Raw genomic sequence first — 18,295 nt, 5'->3', positions numbered from 1 at the left:
TTAAATATTAGCTTAGATTAAGCTCTTTGGATTTGATTTTAAATTTAAAACAGGCCCAAATTGATCGAAAAACCGCATTTTAATAGATGAAGCCATTACTTTCCTGAGTTTGGCAACAGATTTGCAAAATCCAAGTCAAACCAACAAAACTTTTACTACTATGAAAAAATCAATAGTCCTAGTAACTCTAGTGGGTGCCACGCTAACCTTTTCCTGTGTATCGAAAAAAAAGTACACCGAACTGGAAGGCAACCTATTTAAAACTCAGTCCGAACTGGCAGAGACCAATCAAGAAAAAGCTGAGCTGGAAGAAAAAATGGCCGCTATCGAGCGTAGAGTAGCAGAATACAATGCCCGTATCAATAGCTTAAGGGACACCAACACTCAGCTGGAAGAAAGCAATAATTCCATGCTGAGCTTTGACGGAACAGTTCCGATTTCCAAAAATCAAAGAGCCAAACTTGATCAAACCCTTCAAAACGTAGATCCGGAACTTTTGGCCGAAGCCAAAACAATGGAAGACTCGGTCAATCTCGCAATAGAGCACAATATCAAGCAGTCCATTGCATCGGAAAGTGATGAGGAAGATGATATCGATATCAGCATCGAAAACACCGTAGTGATGATCTCGGTTTCTGACAAGTTGCTCTTTAACACTGCAAGCTACCGAATTAACCAAAAAGCGAGTCCTCTCTTAGAAAAACTAGCAGAAGTAATCAATTCCGAACCCAGCTTGCAAGTGATGATTGAAGGACACACTGATCCACGATCCATCTCCAACGCGGTGGTCCAGGATAACTGGGACTTATCGGTCAAAAGAGCAACTTCCATTGTTCGGGAACTTCAGGAAAAATACCAAGTAGCCCCGGAAAAAATGATTGCCGCAGGTCGTGCCAGCTACATGCCACTCGTAGACAATGACACCCCTGAAAATATGGCTCGAAATCGAAGAACCCGCATTGTGTTGATCCCTGATTTGGATATGTTTTTTGCGATGATGTAATCCTCTGTTTCAAAAAATTTGACTACCACAACTATAGTAAAAGCAGGCTTTCCTTGAAGCCTGCTTTTTTTGATTTAGAAAAAAATAAACCTGCCGAATAAAAATTCCGACAGGCAAATTTACGCTAGTAGTTAGTATGTCAATTTAAGCACTGGCAAACTGATTACATCCAAAATTTGATCCAGTGATAAACTCAATCGATTTGGTGTCAGGACCTACGGGCTTTCCATTATTAAGTACTGGAATAATGTAGTCCGGATCCATTTTTGATTCCAAATGACTCAGTTTATTACATTCTCCATAATTTTCCTTCTGGGCAACTACAGGTGCTTCTGGCTGCCAATAATTACAATTTGAACAAACTTTTTCCATCATTTTATTATTTTGGTTACGAAATATTAACGGCTTAGAGATGGACAAATGTTTTTATAAGAATAAGAAAAACAGTAATTTATAATTAAACCAGATAAAAAATTAAGGAATAAACCCCACACCATAATTGATCATTCAATCCTTCTTGATTTGCTACAAGAACAGGTTTAATTAACTATTAATTTTAGGTATAAATCCTGTTTTAGCCTTACTATGTATTGAGGCCCTCAAGAAAAGAGATGTTTGATCAAACTAGGTTTAGGTACGCTTCAAAGATCAAATACCTAAAAACCACTAGATAAAAACCTACCCCTCTCCCAACCCATATAAATTTTGATACAAGACAGAAGACTGAAATTGCGGGCAAACTTGATTCAATCAATTCATTTTTAACTCATTAAACTTGATCAATTTTCAATATCTTTTTTCGCAAGGGAAACTAGTTTTTCATTTGAACTCTATATCATTTACTTGTAAAAAAAAAGTAAATAAAACTTGACTTTTGTAAAATCTTATTTACATTTGTAAAGTAAACCTTACAAAATCAGGATGAAAACTATGAAGCTGGAACGTAAAAAAAGAATCATTAGACTAGCCGTCTGGACTTGGACTTGGGTAGCAACTTTGGCAATGGCTACCTTCGGACCAAAGTTTATCTGGGATGATCACATTTTCCTGACCACATTTGCCATCACCGTCAATCTGATCAATGGAATTCTGATGATTTCAGCCAATCGAGATTTGTTCAACCACTTTGACGAGTTTGAACGAAAAATCCATCTCGAAGCGATGGCACTTACTTTAGGGCTCAGTGTTGTCATAGGTTTGACCTATTCCCTTTTGGATACCACTAATCTTATTTCGGGAGATGCAGAAATCTCTTTTTTGGTGATGTTTATCGGCATTACCTACTTGATTAGCACGATTATCAATCTCAAACGATTTCAATGAAAAACCGTATCAGAGAACTTCGAGTAGAGCGTAAATTGACTCAAGAGGAATTGGCAGAAATCCTAGGGGTTTCCCGGCAATCCATCAATGCCATTGAGAAAGAAAAATTCGATCCCAGTTTGACCACAGCTTTCAAAATGTCCCAACTTTTCAAACTCCCCATCGAGCAACTTTTCCTTTATCAACCGGAGTGAGAATATTCCTATAGTTTAATTCTGGAAGGATATTCTTTTAAAAAATTTGCTAGTTTAGCCTATCTCTAGTTCAAACGAAACCAGTACCCTCCATTATTGAAGTCTAAGCTCTAGTTTAACCATATGAATTCCATCACCAGCCTACTTCATCGGATGACGCAGGAATCTATCCAATGGGAAACTATTGGTGATCGAAGACATATTTTTCTACAATGCTATACCCTGATGAGCCAGAATATGTATTCGGCTATCGGCACAAAACATTTTAAAGATCCCCAATGGGTCAGTAATTTATTGGTTCGTTTTTCCGAATATTACTTTGATGCCCTAGACCTTTATCAGGCGGAGCATCCTGAGGTTCCCCAAGTATGGAAGCAAGCCCATGACGCTACCAAAAACCCTGAAACCCATGTGCTTCAAAACCTTCTGTTAGGAATCAATGCACACATTAATTATGATCTTCCCTTGGCGCTTTATGATTGCCTAGAAACCGAATGGCCCAACTGCGATAGGCCGAAAAAAATACTCAGAAAAGAGGATCACCAACTGGTCAATCAGATTATTTCTGCTTCCATCGATGAGGTTCAGGAAACTATCATCAAACCTATTTCACCTTCCTTAGCTATTATTGATAACATTCTTGGGCCGATCGATGAATGGATTCTATCAAGACTGATCAGTTCTTGGCGTACCGATGTTTGGGAAGTTTCCGAACTCCTACTTGAGGCCAAATCTCCAGAAAAACGCAAAGAAATCATCCTTAAACAAGAAGCGGAAGTCTTTGAGCGAGGGGAAAAATTATTACGGATTTTCTGAATTGCCCTACTCCCTAGCCGGACTATTTGCCAGATCAAATTCTTTCTTTTTTTTTCTCAATAAATACGTAATAGGCTGATCTTCCACAATATCTCCTCTATCAATATACTCATAGCCAAGCGCATCAAAAAAGTTAAGCGCATCGATCATGGAGTGAAAGAGAATCACATTTCCCTGCTCATCAATAAGTTGGGAATCGCTGATTCTTCCTTTCGACCTATCTTGGCCAAAATCCACCTCGATTCGAATATCACGTGTAAAGATTTTACCCCTTCCGGTAAGTTCAATATAAGTGGACTCGATATCAGCCAAGGCAACCCCATCCACCGATTGGGCCTGAGAAAAATGAACCGCAGAAATCAGTAAAGACAAAACAAAGGGCAGAATTTTTAGCATCAATAGGTTCCTAGGAAAGTGAATTAACTTAAACTACGTCAGGTTAGCGATTTAGTTTTTGATTCAAATCCTTTCCACAAAAAAAAATTCAGAGTTCAAGTATCAAACTCAATTTCAAGAAAACAAGCCTACCTTAACATCAGCTAAGCGAGTGATTTTCATCATATTTTTCTTTTGGAAAAGGAGCTATCATCGTAGCATTAATCAAACAAAAGAAAATCATGTCCCCATCTACTCCACTTTCCACCGCCCAAACGGTCGCCTTAGTATTACTGCGTCTGTTTGTAGGATGGCATTTTCTTTATGAAGGCGTCATCAAATTTCACAGTCCATCTTGGACTTCCAAAGGCTACTTACTCAGTGCCACCTACCTAGAATCCTTCTTTACTTGGCTTGCCAGTGAATCCATGATTTTCATAGTCGATACGCTAAATATCACCGCACTTCTTTGGGTTGGAATAGCATTGATTCTCGGATTCAAAACTCGCTTTGCCAGTATGGTGGGCATCGGTTTACTCTTACTCTATTACTTTGCTCACCCTCCTTTTCCAAACTATCCGCAAGGAATCACCGAAGGAAGCTATTGGATAATTAATAAAAATCTAATTGAAGCGGCTGCGCTTCTGATCGTCTTTCTATTTCCAACTTCCAAAATTTTCGGTTTGGAAAGACTCTTTGTGAAATCAACCGTACCCACTCAACCCCTCTAAATCATGGCAACTGACAAAAGACTATTCTCCGGATTTTCCCGAAGGGATGTACTCAAAAGCCTAGCAGGTCTCCCTATCCTTGGGACAGTTTGGGCCGCTGGACTAAACACGGTCAATCAAACTCAACTGGAAAAGCACTATTTGCTCGAAAAACTCAACATCAAAGCCAGCCCTCCTCCTCCCTCTGGACCGATGAGTGGGGAGCCGCTTCGAGTGGGTTTAATTGGATTTGGGATTAGAGGGGAGCAACTGATGCGGGCCTTGGGATTTGCTACCCCGGAATGGATGGAGGAAATGGCCAAGGCTAGCGAAAAAGATCCAAATGATACCCGTTTGGCTGATTTTCAAGCTCAGGAGAACCTTAATGTAAAACTGACCGCCATCTGCGACATTTTTGATGTTCGTGCAGAAAAAGCGGTCCAAGCATTCAATCGAAATGGAAATTCCTGTACCCGATATAAAACTTACCAAGACCTAATCAACAGTGGCCAGGTGGATGCCATCATCATCGCTACACCAGACCATTGGCATGCGCCGATGTCCATTGCTGCGATCGAAGCTGGAGTTCATGCCTATGTCGAAAAACCGATGACGCATAGCATAGCAGAAACTTATACCCTTCGTGATGCTGTACGGCGAAATCCAAAATCTGTCTTTGCGGTTGGTCATCAGCATAGACAAACCCTAAGCTTCCTTACCGCTCAAGATGCAATTGCGAAAAATACCCTTGGACATGTGTCCCTAGTGGTCACTAATACGAACCGAAACGACGACAATGGCGCATGGCAATATCCAATTCACCCGGATGCCTCTCCGGAAACTATCGACTGGAATGCCTTTTTAGGAAATGCTCCCTTGGTGGAGTTCAACCCAGAGCATTTCTTTAGATGGAGAAAGTGGTGGGCCTACGGTTCTGGTTTATCAGGGGATTTACTCACCCATGATTACGACCGGATCAATTGTGTGCTAAACATGGGAATCCCAAAATATGTCACCGCTTCCGGTGGAGTCTATACCCATAGAGATGGTAGAAATGTACCAGATGTCATGCAAGTCAATATGGATTTCCCTGATTTCAGCACAGGATCCAGCCAGGAAAACGGAAAAGAAAAAGGAATGAGTTTGGTTTACAGTGCCACTTTGGGAAATCAATTTGACCGAGGGACGGTATTAATGGGCCACGATGCAAGCATGGAGCTAGGCAATACACTCACCATTTATGCAGATCCACGCTCCTCTCAATACAAAGAAATGATCACCGAAGGAAAAATCGACCCATCAGTTCCTATCTACCAATACGATCCCAGTGCGAATGGAGTGGATGCTGTTACCTCGGCCACTGCTAAATATTTCGCCAACAAAGGGTTGCTCTGGACCTATCGGGATGGAAAGCGAGTGGATTCCACTTTTCTTCACCTGCGGGAATGGTTGAGTTGTATCCGAAATGGAGGAGCTCCCAGTTGCGGAATCGCAGAGGGTTTCGAAGAAGCCATCACAGCACACATGGCAGGGCTTTCTTACAAAACAGGTCGAAAAATCGAATGGAACCCGAGCACCGAGCAAATCATGGCACTTCCTGGAGAGGACCTTGATGCGATTTTGTTGGATAACTCCGTAGTTGTATAATCCCCAATTTACCCAGGTCTTTCTATCCCCTATCGAATGAAAGGCTTGGGCTTTGGTTAATTTGGAAGAATACTAAAAATTTAAAGTGTATCCAAAAGTTGAATGATTTGGAAAATAATTTCAATTAAAACTAGTTCAAAGGGCATACTGAACTAAATACTTGTTCCGTTGATGGGTAAATGTCAAGACCTATGCAATTAAAATCAATCATCCCAATTGTTTTTTCTCTTCTGATCAGCAGTTCACTTGCCGCCCAAGTCAAAGACCACGCAGTCTATACCGAAGGAAAACTTTCTACCTTCCAAAAACGAAAACTCCGTCAAGAGCTTAGTCGCCAAGACGGTCTCTATATGGGAGTTCAAGCGGGACTTCGTAGACATCTCACTTCGAACGGAAATAATATTTATCTTCCGATTTCCGGAGAAATGGATGGAATCATTCAAGCAATCTATGGTCATCGGTTAGGCAAGGTATCCCTGGAAACCGGATTGGGTTTTAGTTGGCATAATTCAGAAATTCTTCACCAATTAGGTGCTCTTGAGCGATACATCCTTACCAAAGCCAATCTTAATTCCCTTTTTCTACCACTAGGAGTTCGCTACGATATTCCTGTTAATTCCAAAAACAATATTCGCATCGGTGCCCACACCTCGGGTAATCTAATCCTCCATACTACAAATAGACCCAGTAAAAACGGACCTTTCCCATACTATGGCACTTCACAGACAGAGGGGATTGCTGTTGATTTCCAAATAAACGAACCCCATTTCAAAAGTTTCTATAAACTAGGAATCCACTCAGAACTCCACCTATTTAAATCTTCTTTAGTGTCCCTTCAAGCCAGCCATGTCTTTTCGGCACCCACCTCACTTAGAAAAATCACTTATTCATGGACCGATGAAACACAATCCGGCAGTTTTTCAAATTCTATCCGAAAAGAGGGTTGGTTGGTAGAAGTAGCCTATAAGCTTCCCTTAACCATTTTAAATTTAGAGGATTAGATCAAATTTGAAATTCTACCCATAACTTCAATCGAATGAATTTGCCCTCGAAAGCCAATTAGGAAAATAAATTCAGCATGGTTTCCCGATCCATTCCTGCCAAAAGCCCCTCCCCTTCAGCAATGACTTCGTCTGCCAATTGAGTTTTGGTAGCTTTCAGGGCAATGATTTTCTCCTCAATACTTTCCTGACAGACCATTCGATACGCCATGACATGTTTTTCCTGTCCCATTCGATAGCAGCGATCGATGGCTTGATTCTCTACTGCTGGATTCCACCAAGGATCCACGATATAAACATAGTCAGCAGCAGTCAGATTGAGCCCAGTACCACCCGCTTTGAGACTAATTAAGAAAACCCGAATCTCATCATCTGATTGAAACTTGGATACCTCCTTTTCTCGTTCTTTTAGTGAAGTCTTGCCATCCAGATACGCATATGAAATCCCAGATTGTTGAAGTTCATTTTGAATTAAACCTAGCATTTTTACAAACTGACTAAACACTAATATTTTATGATTCCCAGTCTTTTCCAAAATATGCTCTTTGAGCACCTCAATTTTTGAACTGGAAAGATGATTAGATTCACCGATTAACCTGGGAGAATCACAAATCTGACGGAGTTTAGTCAAGCCCTCCAATACAAACATTTTAGACTGATTTTCCCCTTCTTCATCAAATTTTTTTAATAGAAACTCCCGATAACGCGCCTTATATGCTTCATATATTTTGCGCTGCTCTGCACCCATTTCACAAAAAAGAAATTCCTCCATTTTTTCTGGGAGCTCGGTTAGGACTTCCTTCTTGGTCCTTCTCAATACAAAAGGAATAATTTGCTTCTTTAAGGCTTGAGTAACTTCCTGCTCTCCTTTTTTTATCGGCAGCAGATAATTTTCCTTAAAGTGCCCAAAGGTTTTGAAAAAACCCGGATTGGTGAAATTCATTTGGGCAAAAAGTTCATGAATTCCGTTTTCAATGGGCGTACCGGTCAAAGCCAAACGCTGCTTTCCTTTCAGCTTCAGCAAGGCTTTGTACCGAAGTGAAGAAGTATTTTTGATCGCTTGTGACTCATCTGCGACGATTAAGTCGAGCTCCAGTTGGCTCAATATTTCCAAATCATTGATGACCAATCCATAACTGGTAATCACCAATTGGTGTTTGGAAAGTTCCTCCACGGTATCGTAGCGTTCTCCATGGTGAATAAAATAATCTAGGTGAGGGGCAAACCGATCAAGCTCTTTTTTCCAATTAAAAATCAGCGTGGTCGGAACGACAATCAATCCGCGAAAACTGGTATTTTCATCGGCAAGTTGGGTCAATAAAGCAATCACTTGTAGCGTTTTGCCCAATCCCATATCATCGGCCAAGATGCCACCCCAGCCAAATTCTCTAAGAAAATTAAACCATTCCAAACCAGATTTTTGGTAAGCTCGGAGCTCTGCTTGTAATTTATCGGGAACTTGAATCTTAGGCAAGCCCGTAAATTCTTTCATTTTATTCTTCTTGGACTCAATTTCTGCCATTACCTCTGCAAACCCTTCGCTTTCTTCAAAGTCCTCCAGCAGCATAAAATGGATTTTAGAAAGCTTCACTCCCTGTTCCGTCTCTTCTCCAGCGCGGAGAAGTCTAAAGACCTTTTTCATCCATTCTTGGGGAACCTTTCCTAGGCTACCATCTTCCAGCTGGATATACGATACCCCGTCCTGCCAAGCTCTTTTCAGTTTTTTAAATGGAACTTTCTCCTTTCCATAATTCACGTCAATCTGAGTATCAAACCAATCTTGACCCGAACTGACCTGCATAGAAACAGTGGCCTCAAAAGGAGAATAACGCTTAATATTTAAATTCTCTGTACCAAAAACTTTCACTCCCCGCTCAGAAAGCTGGCCAAAAGCTTCCAAAAACCAAGTTCCTGAAGCGAAATCTACCCCTTTAATCGTGAAACTGTGAAGTGGTCTACTCCCCAAAAAATGGGGATGTAAACCCTGGATAAAGTCTAAGAAATCATTTTCTGCATCCTGATTTCGCTCCATCACAAAACCCGTCTCCTGATCGAGCATCAACTCAGAACTTAATGGGTTGACCCAAAAGTCTTCACCATATCGAATAATGGGTTTCAAAGCTATGAGTCCACCTGCTTGAGAAAAGTAGAGTTGTTCTTCAATTTTCAACTCCCCAACCTCAAAATTCACAAAGGCTGACTCGTCCTGAAATGGCAAGTGACGACTCAACGGATGGATCACTTTCTTAAATATCAAAGGAAGATCTTCTTCAACAAACCGTAGGGGAATCAAAGGACGGAGTATCTCCATTCCTTTTAGATGGGAATAATTTCTTAAAAAAAGCAGCTTTTTATTATCCACTAGACCAATTCCATTTCCGAATTTGAATGGAGGGTCACTTTGACTTAAATCAAATTCTTTCTCCTCCGTACTCATGATGAGTTTGAGTTCATAAAGTTTCCCTTTTTGAGTCAGCTTCATTGCTGCATTCACTTCTTCGATTTCTAAGGGGCCTTCCAAGTCCCGTTTGGAAAAATTTTTGCGTAGCTCATAAGTCAAATGCCGAAAAACAGAAACCTTTCCATGAATGCGATCCACTAGGGAGGTGAGTGATTTCCAAAGGGCTTCTTTATCTCCATCAATCCTAGAATTGATTGAATCCACCAGTAACAGTAAAGACTCTACCCCTTCTTGAGATTTCAATCTGGGATCAAATGGATCTCTAAGGACATCCAGCCGAGTTTCGATTCCAGTTGGGTCATACTTTTTGGGTTTTCCGATAATTGGAATTACACCGGCAAATTCTGACTGAAATCCCAGCTGAAAAACTATCCCAAGATTGTAAAGTCCAACCTCCTTGGTGATAGGTGTCTCCTCTATTGTAGTAGGGTAAGCTGACAGCGGATCTTGATTGAATGCTTTTAATTTTGCCAAAATACTTTCTGCACTCCTCAATCCAGAAAGTGATCCTGAAAAATTATAATCAATTTTATTATCCCTGAAGATAAAATCAACTTGTTCCAAGTCCTCGTTTGTCGGCGAATCGAACCCTAATGACTTTAGTTTATCTTTTCTAGCATCTTTTCTTAAGGACTCTGTCAAAAACCGATAATCTTGATAAGTTTCTCCAAAGCGTTCTTTCAAAAAGACATAAATAGCCGGTATAACCTGAGAATACCTTTCCGTAAAAGTTAATTTTAATACTCCGATTCTTTCATCATACTGAACTACAACCTCCACAGGATAAAACTGCGATTCTAAAGCATACCTGATTCCATCCGGCCTAAACTGAATTTGGTAAATTCTGTGATTCGCCTCTTTTTCAAATGAAGGTAATAGCTCTGCTATTTTTGAAAGTTCATTCTTTTCAACATTGAACTCGGTAGGGTATACAGCTATTTCTTTTCCTTTTGGCTTAGCTTTAAATTCTGTGGATCCCCAAAAACCCAACTGGGGGTCATTGACTTCCATATTGAAGAGATAAATCATGGCCGCTGCCACATGTTTACACTTAGCATGATCCCCAAAATAAGGGCAATCACAAAAGGTGTCTTCGTAAAAACTCGGAGTTTTTCGGGGATTGTCTAGATCTAGTGTAAGATCAACGCTGTATTCATTTCCTGAGCTCCCCTCCACTAGAAAGCCAAAATCCTCATAGGGATATTCATCCTCCTCTTCTTCAAGCAAATCGACTTGACCTCTAAAATAAATATTTTCTCCCCTTTCCATTAAAATATTGGGATACTTACTGATCAATCGATTGAGAAGCTGACTTTGATTTGGGGTTAAAAATGCCATGACTAGGTAGTATGAAATGATTGGTTAAAATTAAGTAGTAAAAATAAAGGAGCCTATAAAAAAATATGATTGACAGTAATTGTCAAATAATTAATTTCATTACCATATTTCATTTCAACGACAAAACACCATAATTCCCTACCTTCGTTTAGAACCAGAACTTTCCAAAACATGAAGTCTATTCTTTTTTTCCTCATGCTAACCCTTTTCCCCTTTCTTGGCTGGTCACAAACTGTCTGCACCCCAGAATCTAGGATTAGATTGGATCAAGCCTTGGAATTACTACCCAGTTTTGATTCAAAAACACAATCCATAAATGAACTGATCGTCGAAATTGGAAAAAGCTTTAAAGGTACCCCTTATGTAGAAAAAACATTGGAAATCCCCGGTCCTGAGCAATTGGTAATAGATCTTCAAGGTCTTGATTGCACGACTTATCTGGAAACTGTAGTGACCCTAGCTCGAATGGCTCAGCGTGGCGAAAATGATTACACGATCTTCGAAAATGAATTGGAATACATCCGCTATCGAGAAGGAGTGAATCAGGGCTATCCCTCGCGATTGCATTACTTCTCGGATTGGATCGCGATGAATGCGGAAAAGGGAATTTTGCAAGACAAGACCAAAGAAATTGGTGGAGTTATTTACCCAAATAAGCCCACCTTTATGACCGAGAATCCACAGTTTTACCCCCAGCTCAGCAATCGAGAAAACATGGAGCAATTGCAAAATATTGAAGCCTCTATTCGTATTCGAGACTTTTATTTCATCCCAAAAGATCAAATTAGCTTAATTGAAAGTCAACTCCAGCCGGGAGACCTAATAGCTATCACCACCTCCATCTCTAATTTAGATATGGTCCATGTGGGATTTGCCATTGAGCAAAATGGCAGAATTCACCTCATGCATGCCAGCTCGGCCAATAAAGAAGTGGAGATCTCCGAAAAGCCACTCCACGATTATTTAGCTGGAAATCGAAGCCAATCCGGAATTATGGTAGCGAGATTAATTCCTGCTTTAGCGAATTAAGCAAAAAATCGGCGTTTTAAAATTCCTGCTCACCAAACTCACTTTTGACAAATTTCGCACGATTTTTACCTCCATTGATCGAATAGGTCAAATTAAGAATGATCCTATCAACTTCATAAATGTAATTTGTAGTTGTAAAGAAATCTTGAGGTCTAAATGTGGTGATTCGCTGTTCATTTGATCTTAATAAGCCCAAATCCATATGTTGCCAAAGAACCGTGGCAGTCAACTTTCCTTCCATCCAGGATCTTTTTACTGATAGATTGGGACTGTAAAAGCGACCATCCTCACCTTGGGCAGTCACTCGAGCTGAGAGGTAATTTAAATTGGTTTGAATCACCCAATTCTTGGGTAGGGTAAAGGTAGAAGTAAAATTGGAAGAAAAGACCCACGTCTTGGTTTGGATGGGTTGCTTATCAAAGCTTCCCGAAATGGAATATTGGTAGGCATTCAATCCGGCAAAAAGCTTCCACCACGAAGCTGGATAAATCTCCAATCCTGAATCAAAACCAAACGATTTTGCTGTTCCTACATTGGAATAAATGCGATTTAGAATCGTATCAGTATAAACGGTATTCACCCGGTTAACCAGATTCTTGATTCGGCTGTGATAGGCTGTCAAGTAAAAGGAATTGTCTTCCCAGTTTTTGATCACACCTAGGTCCACTAGATTGATAAATTCAGGCAATAAATTCGGATCTCCCTGTTCCAAAGTTTCACTATGCTCGCGTTCGGGAAATGGATTCATTTTGAATGTGGTGGTTCGCTCCACCCGTTGGGTAAAATTGGCTTTGATCTGGAGTCCTTCATTCATCTGAAAGGCGAGATTTCCACTTAAAAATGGACGAATAAAATCATATGGGTAAAGGGAATCCAGCGTTCCAGCTTTGTCTTTCAAGCGTAAATTCCGATTCATAAATTCAGTTCGAATACCCAATCCATAATTCCATTTTTGCTTTTTTCCGTCCAGTTGCACATATCCCGCATGAATGTCTCGGTTAAGATTCACCTCACTGGAAAACTCCGGCAACAACTCAAAAATCCCCGTTTCCAGATTTTGTCGTTCATACACAAAATCCCCTCGATGATCTAGGCTCCTTAGCTGATAACCCGCTTGAAACTGCCCAATTTTTGAAGGCTTAAAATGGTAATCCATGTTGACCCGAAAACCATTCAAAGGGTTATTATTGGTATTCAATTCATTTTGGTATACAAGATCCGTATCCGGAAAACCTAAATTCCAGTTGATTGTTGGCCCACCTAAAAGTGTATACTCCAATAAAATCGAAGCAGTTAAACTGGCTCCATTTCCAAAGTTTCGGGTGTAGTCCAAACTCCCAAGGGCAAAATCACCTCGCCTATTTTGATCATTCGCGTTGAAATACTGCATCGTATAAATCCGATCAGCTCCTACTATCGCATGATTATCAAAATACACAATATCGGCCGTTCGAAGCCGATCTCTTACTCCCCCATAAAAACCCAAACTAAAGGAATTGGCTTCGTTTGGATTAAATCCTACCGTAAATCTTCCTGAGTAATTTTTTTCATCAAAACTCCGCTCCCCTTCAGATGGAAAAAAGGTCGTGGTATCTCCATCGACCGTGAAAACCTCTCCTACTCTTCTTCCCGATTGATCATTTCGCTGGTAACTTGCTCCCAACGAGAAATCCCATTTTCCTGCCACATAGTAAAGGTTGAAATCTCCTCCGAATCTTTTTGGTTGAGCTTTATTATCGTAATTCTCAATAGAAGGCACGCCAAGTCGCCCGTTAAACTGGACGAAAAGACCGTCGGTTGCACCTTTTTTGGTTGTGATGTTAATCATTCCACCCTTTCCTTCGGAATCATATTTTGCTGAGGGGGAAGAAATCCATTCCACTTTCTCAATGCTGTTGGCGGGGAGCTGACTTAAAATCATCAGGGGATCTGACTGAACTGGCTTTCCATTGATCATCACGACAAACCCTGAACTTCCACGAATCGTCAATCCACTCTCAGGAGTCATCGTAATACCCGGAAGATTTTGAAGAAGATCTGATGCCGTCCCACCTCTGGCAGATTCAAAGCTTTCGGCTGAATAGGATTGCTTATCCAACCTAAAATCAGAGGTAATTTGCTGTCCTTGGACCTCCACTCCGTCGAGTACTTTTTGATCAGGTTCCAAGAAAATAAACCCAATATCCAGCAATGAGCCACCATGAAGCTGTAGATCACTAATTTCTTTGGTCTTATACCCAATAAAGGTAATTCGTAAAAAGTACGGGCCTTCTTTGATGTTGAGGATTTCAAAAACTCCATTCCTATCAGTAATAGTACCATCCACCAAACTACTGTCAGCTTGATCAAAAAGTGCAATCGAAGCAAACTCAAGGGGAACTTCACTTCCTACCTCTCCCACTTCCCCTTTAATTCCTTGACCTTTCAATGAGATTGAAAAGAAATAAACTAAAATAATAAGAATAAATTGGAATCGTTTCATGATGCAAATTGTGAATACTATTTGGATTACGTTTTCCATTGGTAAAAAACTAAAAAGCATCAAAATCAGGCTTTTGTTTGAACGGTCAAAAAGAAGTTGATTTTTACACTTCACTTCTCGTAAATAAAATCTTTTCAAAATCCTCCCTTTTCTTTCCAGTGAAAAATTATTTTTTCTTCCCTACTAGATTTCCCGCTTATCCCATTCAAATTGGTATTTTAATTCGAAGTAAGTATTTTCTAAAATCGAAACCCAAAAACCTATGAAAACCAAAATCTTCACCCTTTTCCTTTCTCTGTTTGTTTTCCAATTTGGAATAGCCCAAGAAAAGCCCCTTCGAATTCTTATGATTGGAGCTCATCCCGACGATTGCGATATCAAATCTGGAGGAACAGCCGCTCTTTTTTCCCAACTCGGTCATGAAGTCAAGTTTCTTTCCCTCACCAACGGAGATGCCGGACACATGGAAATGGGAGGTGGGATGCTAGCGGTACGCCGAATGGCAGAAACTCAGCAAGTCGCCCAAAGACTAGGCATTACCTATGAAGTTATGGACCATCACGATGGAGAACTGATGCCTACCTTGGAAATCCGCAAAGCTGTCATCCGCAAAATCCGTGAATGGGAGGCCGATGTAGTGATCTCTCATCGAACCAATGACTATCATCCTGACCACCGCTACACAGGGGTATTGGTTCAGGATGCTGCCTTTATGGTGGGTGTCCCCAATATTGCTTCAGATACCCCTCCCCTTCGCAAAAACCCGGTTTTCTTATACTATCAGGATCATTTTCAAAAACCCAATCCCTTTTCACCGGATATCGCCATCGACATTACCTCGGTGATTGATCAAAAAATCTATGCGCTGGATGCCCATGTATCCCAGTTTTACGAATGGCTTCCATGGATATCAAATGACCCAGATGAAATCCCCAACGATAAAGAAGAACGAATCCAATGGCTCAAATCCAAGCGGGCTTTGTCGCCCAACCCAACCGTCAAAGCCGCTTTGGAAAAATGGTATGGAAGCGAAGCCGCGGATAAAGCTCAATTTGCCGAGGCTTTCGAGATCTGCGAATACGGCAGCCAACCCAACGAAGCAGAAATTAAGCGCTTATTTCCCATGTTGGGAAAGTCCAAAAACTAACCTAAAAAAATTATTCCAAAACCGTAGCAATCACCCGAAGTGGTCCCCCGCTTCCTCCTTTGATTTTCATGGGAAGGGCCACTACATAAATCCCTTTTTCGGGTAATTGATCTAGATTGGCGAGATTTTCAAAACCTGGAATCTGTGCTTCCATCAAGGCTTGATGTGCGGCAAAATCTTTGGACTGTCCATAATCCAAACTTGGAGTATCCAATCCTACAGCTTTAATTTTGCGGTTTTTGACAAGCCAAGTAGCTAATTCGGGATCTATCCCCGGAAAATGTAATTCAGGAATGGCTCCTTCTCCTGTTTTTGCAGTACCGAAATAGCCTTCTCGATCAGGATAAAACTGTCCATAACCCGTTCGAAACAAAACCATGGCATGGTCGGGAATTTGCCCAAACTTCTTTTCCCAATTCAAAACGGCTGCCGTATCAATCAAGTAATCCCGATTTTCAAATGCCTGCACACGAACATCAATCAGAACCGCTTGGCCAGTCAATTTGGATAGCGCAAGCTCATCGACCGTTTCTCCATTTTCGTAAAAATGAATGGGTGCATCCAAATGCGTTCCTCCATGCTCTGGAGTTAAAAGGGTATAGGAGGAATAATAATAGCCCAAATCGGTTACTCCGGCGGCATCTTCCCGCAACTGAAAGCCATCCGGATTATTTGGCCAATAAAGTGTCGTCGAATCAAACGAATAACTCAAATCAATCCATTCGACCTCAGCCAAAGGAAATCCCTTGACCTCCTTTTCCACTTCCTGATTTTGACAAGAAATCAATATAATTAAGCCTGCACCCCTTATCAGCTGGGAATATTTCTTGATTGAATTCATCATCAATGTGTTAAAATTTGAAATAAGGTAAAAAAGGAAACCCAAATAACCAGGTCTGATTAAGGGTTCCTATCTTTTTGGGATTCAAATGGTAACTTACCGCATCTTCAATACCGATAGGTAGAAATCCGGATCTACCACCAAATCAGCTTGATTTCTCACCTTCATTTCTTGCCACTCGGTGCTGGGTTTCAATCTGATTTTCTCCTCCCCAATCCTGACATCCACTGGCATTTCAAAAGCTGGGACAGTGCCGTTCCAGCGGTAATGAAGTCTGCTTTCTTCGGTGAAATAATACTCCAAGACCGGAATCCTACTCGTTCTCAAGTACTGATCAAAAAAGGGCTTCAAATCCATCCCTGCCTGTTGAGCCATATACTCCTCCACTTGTCTTGTAGTGACTGTTTGATGATAAAATTCCGAATTCAACCCTCGAAGAATACTGCGCCATTTTTCATCGTCTGCAATCACTTCTCGTAGCGTATTGAGCAGATTCCCTCCTTTGTAATACATGTCTCCCGAACCCCGACGATTAATACCATAAATTCCAATAATTGGACTTTGATTGGCAATGTTCATTCGCGTCCCGCGTACATATTCCTGCCCCGCTTCTTTTCCATAAAAATACTCCAGAAATAAGCTTTCGGAGTAATTGGTAAAGCTCTCGTGAATCCACATATCGGCAACATCCTGATACGTAATATTATTGGCAAACCACTCGTGCCCCGCCTCATGGATGATGATAAAATCAAATTTCAGCCCCCAACCCGTTCCGCTCAAATCCCGACCCAAATACCCATTTTGATAGCCATTGCCATACGTGACGGCACTCTGATGTTCCATTCCTAAATAAGGCACTTCAATGAGTTTAAAGCCGTCTTCGTAAAAAGGATAGGGACCAAACCAATGCTCAAAGGCTTCCATCATCCGCGTAGCATCCTGAAACTGCTTCTTGGCTTTCTCCAAATTGTCCCGCAAGACATAATAATCCATGGTGAGCGTCCCTTTTTCACCTTCATATTCTTCATCAAAATGCACATAATCCCCAATACTGATATTGACACCGTAATCATTAATGGGGTTGGAAACTAACCAATGGTAGGTCTTGGTCTTTTCATTTTCTTCCATCTCGATCAAACGGCCATTGGATACATCCATGAGATCCTTGGGTACGGTCACCGAAATCATCATACTATCCACTTCATCAGCGGGATGATCCTTGCTTGGCCACCAAATACTGGAACCAATCCCTTGATTTGAGTTGGCAATCAGGTGCTTTCCATTGGAATCCTTTTGCCAGGTAATTCCTCCATCCCAAGGAGGCCTAACAGCTACCTTGGGCTTTCCTTGGTAGAAAATCTCAAGCTCATTGAAAGCTCCTTTTTCTTGGTTTTTCTGTAGAGAAATAAAATGTGCTGCTCCTTCCCGCTTAAAGGAAAGTTCCATCCCGTCTTGTTTGACCGAGGTAATCTCCATAGGCTCCTGCAGATCAATCTGAAGGATCTGAGACGGCTTTTTGACTCGGTAACGGACGAGGTTTTTTCCTTTGATGGACTGCTCTTCGGGAAAAACCTCCACCGAAAGATGGTAATAATTCAAATCCCACCATTCCCGTTCGGGCGTGATACTTCCCCGAAGTGTATCGGCCCTAGTGGGGAGGTTTTGGGCAAATCCGATTTCAACCCAAAGGGTTATCAAGAAAATTGAAAGTACAACTCGTGTTTTTTTCATAGAAGTCAATTGCTTTTACATGTTGATCTGAGCTCAAATCAAGTTGACCAATTTTTGACCTGAACTCAGGGCATTTTTTCTGGAATTAAGACAAATTCTTTCCCATGACTAGTTTGTAGAACCCCTGAGCAAACCCCATCGATATTAATATCAAAGGGTTTGCTTTCTTATTGCTTAGATCTAAAATTTTGATTCCA

15 protein-coding genes are annotated in these 18,295 nt (G+C 41.0%); 9 read left to right on the top strand and 6 right to left on the bottom strand.

What is annotated here, in order from left to right; all coding sequences use genetic code 11:
• Positions 1-160: 160 nt before the first annotated feature.
• A complete protein-coding gene (locus tag Q0L00_RS02245) occupies positions 161-1,003 on the top strand; it encodes an OmpA family protein (protein ID WP_297335237.1) in 843 nt (280 codons plus the stop codon).
• Positions 1,004-1,147: 144 nt separating this feature from the next.
• Here Q0L00_RS02245 and Q0L00_RS02240 read toward each other — a convergent pair whose 3' ends face one another.
• Complete coding sequence (locus Q0L00_RS02240) at positions 1,148-1,378, bottom strand: hypothetical protein (protein WP_297335236.1); 231 nt, start codon at positions 1,376-1,378, stop codon at positions 1,148-1,150.
• 546 nt (positions 1,379-1,924) lie between these two features.
• Between Q0L00_RS02240 and Q0L00_RS02235 the strand changes: the two genes are divergently transcribed.
• The 3 genes from Q0L00_RS02235 (at position 1,925) to Q0L00_RS02225 (ending at position 3,336) form a co-directional block, all read left to right on the top strand.
• Positions 1,925-2,326 (top strand): hypothetical protein, encoded by a 402-nt coding sequence (locus tag Q0L00_RS02235; RefSeq protein WP_297335235.1) that lies wholly within the window; start codon positions 1,925-1,927, stop codon positions 2,324-2,326.
• The gene (locus Q0L00_RS02230; protein WP_297335234.1) at positions 2,323-2,520 is read left to right on the top strand and encodes a helix-turn-helix transcriptional regulator; all 198 of its coding nucleotides are present in this window, start codon (positions 2,323-2,325) and stop codon (positions 2,518-2,520) included. The genes Q0L00_RS02235 and Q0L00_RS02230 overlap by 4 nt, the downstream gene beginning before the upstream one ends.
• 123 nt (positions 2,521-2,643) lie before the next feature.
• Positions 2,644-3,336, top strand: coding sequence for a DUF5995 family protein (locus Q0L00_RS02225; protein ID WP_297335233.1), 693 nt, complete (start codon positions 2,644-2,646; stop codon positions 3,334-3,336).
• Positions 3,337-3,342: 6 nt separating this feature from the next.
• Here the strand turns inward: Q0L00_RS02225 and Q0L00_RS02220 are convergent, their stop codons facing one another.
• Positions 3,343-3,732, bottom strand: coding sequence for a hypothetical protein (locus Q0L00_RS02220; protein WP_297335232.1), 390 nt, complete (start codon positions 3,730-3,732; stop codon positions 3,343-3,345).
• 221 nt (positions 3,733-3,953) lie between these two features.
• On the opposite strand from Q0L00_RS02220, the gene Q0L00_RS02215 reads away from it, so the two are divergent.
• From Q0L00_RS02215 to Q0L00_RS02205, 3 genes are all read left to right on the top strand, one after another.
• A complete protein-coding gene (locus Q0L00_RS02215) occupies positions 3,954-4,442 on the top strand; it encodes a DoxX family protein (protein WP_297335231.1) in 489 nt (162 codons plus the stop codon).
• 3 nt (positions 4,443-4,445) lie between these two features.
• A complete protein-coding gene (locus Q0L00_RS02210) occupies positions 4,446-6,068 on the top strand; it encodes a Gfo/Idh/MocA family oxidoreductase (protein ID WP_297335230.1) in 1,623 nt (540 codons plus the stop codon).
• Between the two features lie 191 nt (positions 6,069-6,259).
• Positions 6,260-7,069, top strand: a complete 810-nt coding sequence (locus Q0L00_RS02205; protein WP_297335229.1) for a hypothetical protein — start codon at positions 6,260-6,262, stop codon at positions 7,067-7,069.
• Positions 7,070-7,127: 58 nt separating this feature from the next.
• Here Q0L00_RS02205 and Q0L00_RS02200 read toward each other — a convergent pair whose 3' ends face one another.
• Positions 7,128-10,868 (bottom strand): SNF2-related protein, encoded by a 3,741-nt coding sequence (locus tag Q0L00_RS02200; protein WP_297335228.1) that lies wholly within the window; start codon positions 10,866-10,868, stop codon positions 7,128-7,130.
• Between the two features lie 171 nt (positions 10,869-11,039).
• Between Q0L00_RS02200 and Q0L00_RS02195 the strand changes: the two genes are divergently transcribed.
• Positions 11,040-11,897 (top strand): N-acetylmuramoyl-L-alanine amidase-like domain-containing protein, encoded by an 858-nt coding sequence (locus Q0L00_RS02195; protein WP_297335227.1) that lies wholly within the window; start codon positions 11,040-11,042, stop codon positions 11,895-11,897.
• Positions 11,898-11,913: 16 nt separating this feature from the next.
• Here Q0L00_RS02195 and Q0L00_RS02190 read toward each other — a convergent pair whose 3' ends face one another.
• Positions 11,914-14,379 (bottom strand): TonB-dependent receptor, encoded by a 2,466-nt coding sequence (locus Q0L00_RS02190; protein WP_297335226.1) that lies wholly within the window; start codon positions 14,377-14,379, stop codon positions 11,914-11,916.
• 262 nt (positions 14,380-14,641) lie between these two features.
• Here Q0L00_RS02190 and Q0L00_RS02185 point away from each other — a divergent pair, with 262 nt between their 5' ends.
• Positions 14,642-15,526, top strand: coding sequence for a PIG-L family deacetylase (locus Q0L00_RS02185; protein WP_297335225.1), 885 nt, complete (start codon positions 14,642-14,644; stop codon positions 15,524-15,526).
• A gap of 10 nt (positions 15,527-15,536) precedes the next feature.
• Here Q0L00_RS02185 and Q0L00_RS02180 read toward each other — a convergent pair whose 3' ends face one another.
• Together Q0L00_RS02180 and Q0L00_RS02175 are read right to left on the bottom strand one after the other, a co-directional pair.
• Entirely contained in the window at positions 15,537-16,370 is an 834-nt protein-coding gene (locus tag Q0L00_RS02180; protein ID WP_297335224.1) for a cyclase family protein, read from the bottom strand.
• 93 nt (positions 16,371-16,463) lie between these two features.
• Complete coding sequence (locus Q0L00_RS02175; RefSeq protein ID WP_297335223.1) at positions 16,464-18,098, bottom strand: M1 family metallopeptidase; 1,635 nt, start codon at positions 18,096-18,098, stop codon at positions 16,464-16,466.
• Positions 18,099-18,295: the final 197 nt, after the last annotated feature.

Origin of the sequence: Algoriphagus sp., assembly GCF_024305035.1 — a bacterium.
Lineage (GTDB): Bacteria > Bacteroidota > Bacteroidia > Cytophagales > Cyclobacteriaceae > Algoriphagus.
The sequence above is the reverse complement of the archived record's forward strand: the minus strand, read 5'-3'. Positions and strand labels throughout refer to the sequence as shown.

Excerpts from the sequence above, each read along its gene's own strand:
- Q0L00_RS02245 (WP_297335237.1), top strand. The coding sequence starts at position 161 with ATGAAAAAATCAATAGTCCTAGTAACTCTAGTGGGTGCCACGCTAACC.
- Q0L00_RS02240 (WP_297335236.1), bottom strand. The coding sequence starts at position 1,378 with ATGATGGAAAAAGTTTGTTCAAATTGTAATTATTGGCAGCCAGAAGCA.
- Q0L00_RS02235 (WP_297335235.1), top strand. The coding sequence starts at position 1,925 with ATGAAAACTATGAAGCTGGAACGTAAAAAAAGAATCATTAGACTAGCC.
- Q0L00_RS02230 (WP_297335234.1), top strand. The coding sequence starts at position 2,323 with ATGAAAAACCGTATCAGAGAACTTCGAGTAGAGCGTAAATTGACTCAA.
- Q0L00_RS02225 (WP_297335233.1), top strand. The coding sequence starts at position 2,644 with ATGAATTCCATCACCAGCCTACTTCATCGGATGACGCAGGAATCTATC.
- Q0L00_RS02220 (WP_297335232.1), bottom strand. The coding sequence starts at position 3,732 with ATGCTAAAAATTCTGCCCTTTGTTTTGTCTTTACTGATTTCTGCGGTT.
- Q0L00_RS02215 (WP_297335231.1), top strand. The coding sequence starts at position 3,954 with ATGTCCCCATCTACTCCACTTTCCACCGCCCAAACGGTCGCCTTAGTA.
- Q0L00_RS02210 (WP_297335230.1), top strand. The coding sequence starts at position 4,446 with ATGGCAACTGACAAAAGACTATTCTCCGGATTTTCCCGAAGGGATGTA.
- Q0L00_RS02205 (WP_297335229.1), top strand. The coding sequence starts at position 6,260 with ATGCAATTAAAATCAATCATCCCAATTGTTTTTTCTCTTCTGATCAGC.
- Q0L00_RS02200 (WP_297335228.1), bottom strand. The coding sequence starts at position 10,868 with ATGGCATTTTTAACCCCAAATCAAAGTCAGCTTCTCAATCGATTGATC.
- Q0L00_RS02195 (WP_297335227.1), top strand. The coding sequence starts at position 11,040 with ATGAAGTCTATTCTTTTTTTCCTCATGCTAACCCTTTTCCCCTTTCTT.
- Q0L00_RS02190 (WP_297335226.1), bottom strand. The coding sequence starts at position 14,379 with ATGAAACGATTCCAATTTATTCTTATTATTTTAGTTTATTTCTTTTCA.
- Q0L00_RS02185 (WP_297335225.1), top strand. The coding sequence starts at position 14,642 with ATGAAAACCAAAATCTTCACCCTTTTCCTTTCTCTGTTTGTTTTCCAA.
- Q0L00_RS02180 (WP_297335224.1), bottom strand. The coding sequence starts at position 16,370 with ATGATGAATTCAATCAAGAAATATTCCCAGCTGATAAGGGGTGCAGGC.
- Q0L00_RS02175 (WP_297335223.1), bottom strand. The coding sequence starts at position 18,098 with ATGAAAAAAACACGAGTTGTACTTTCAATTTTCTTGATAACCCTTTGG.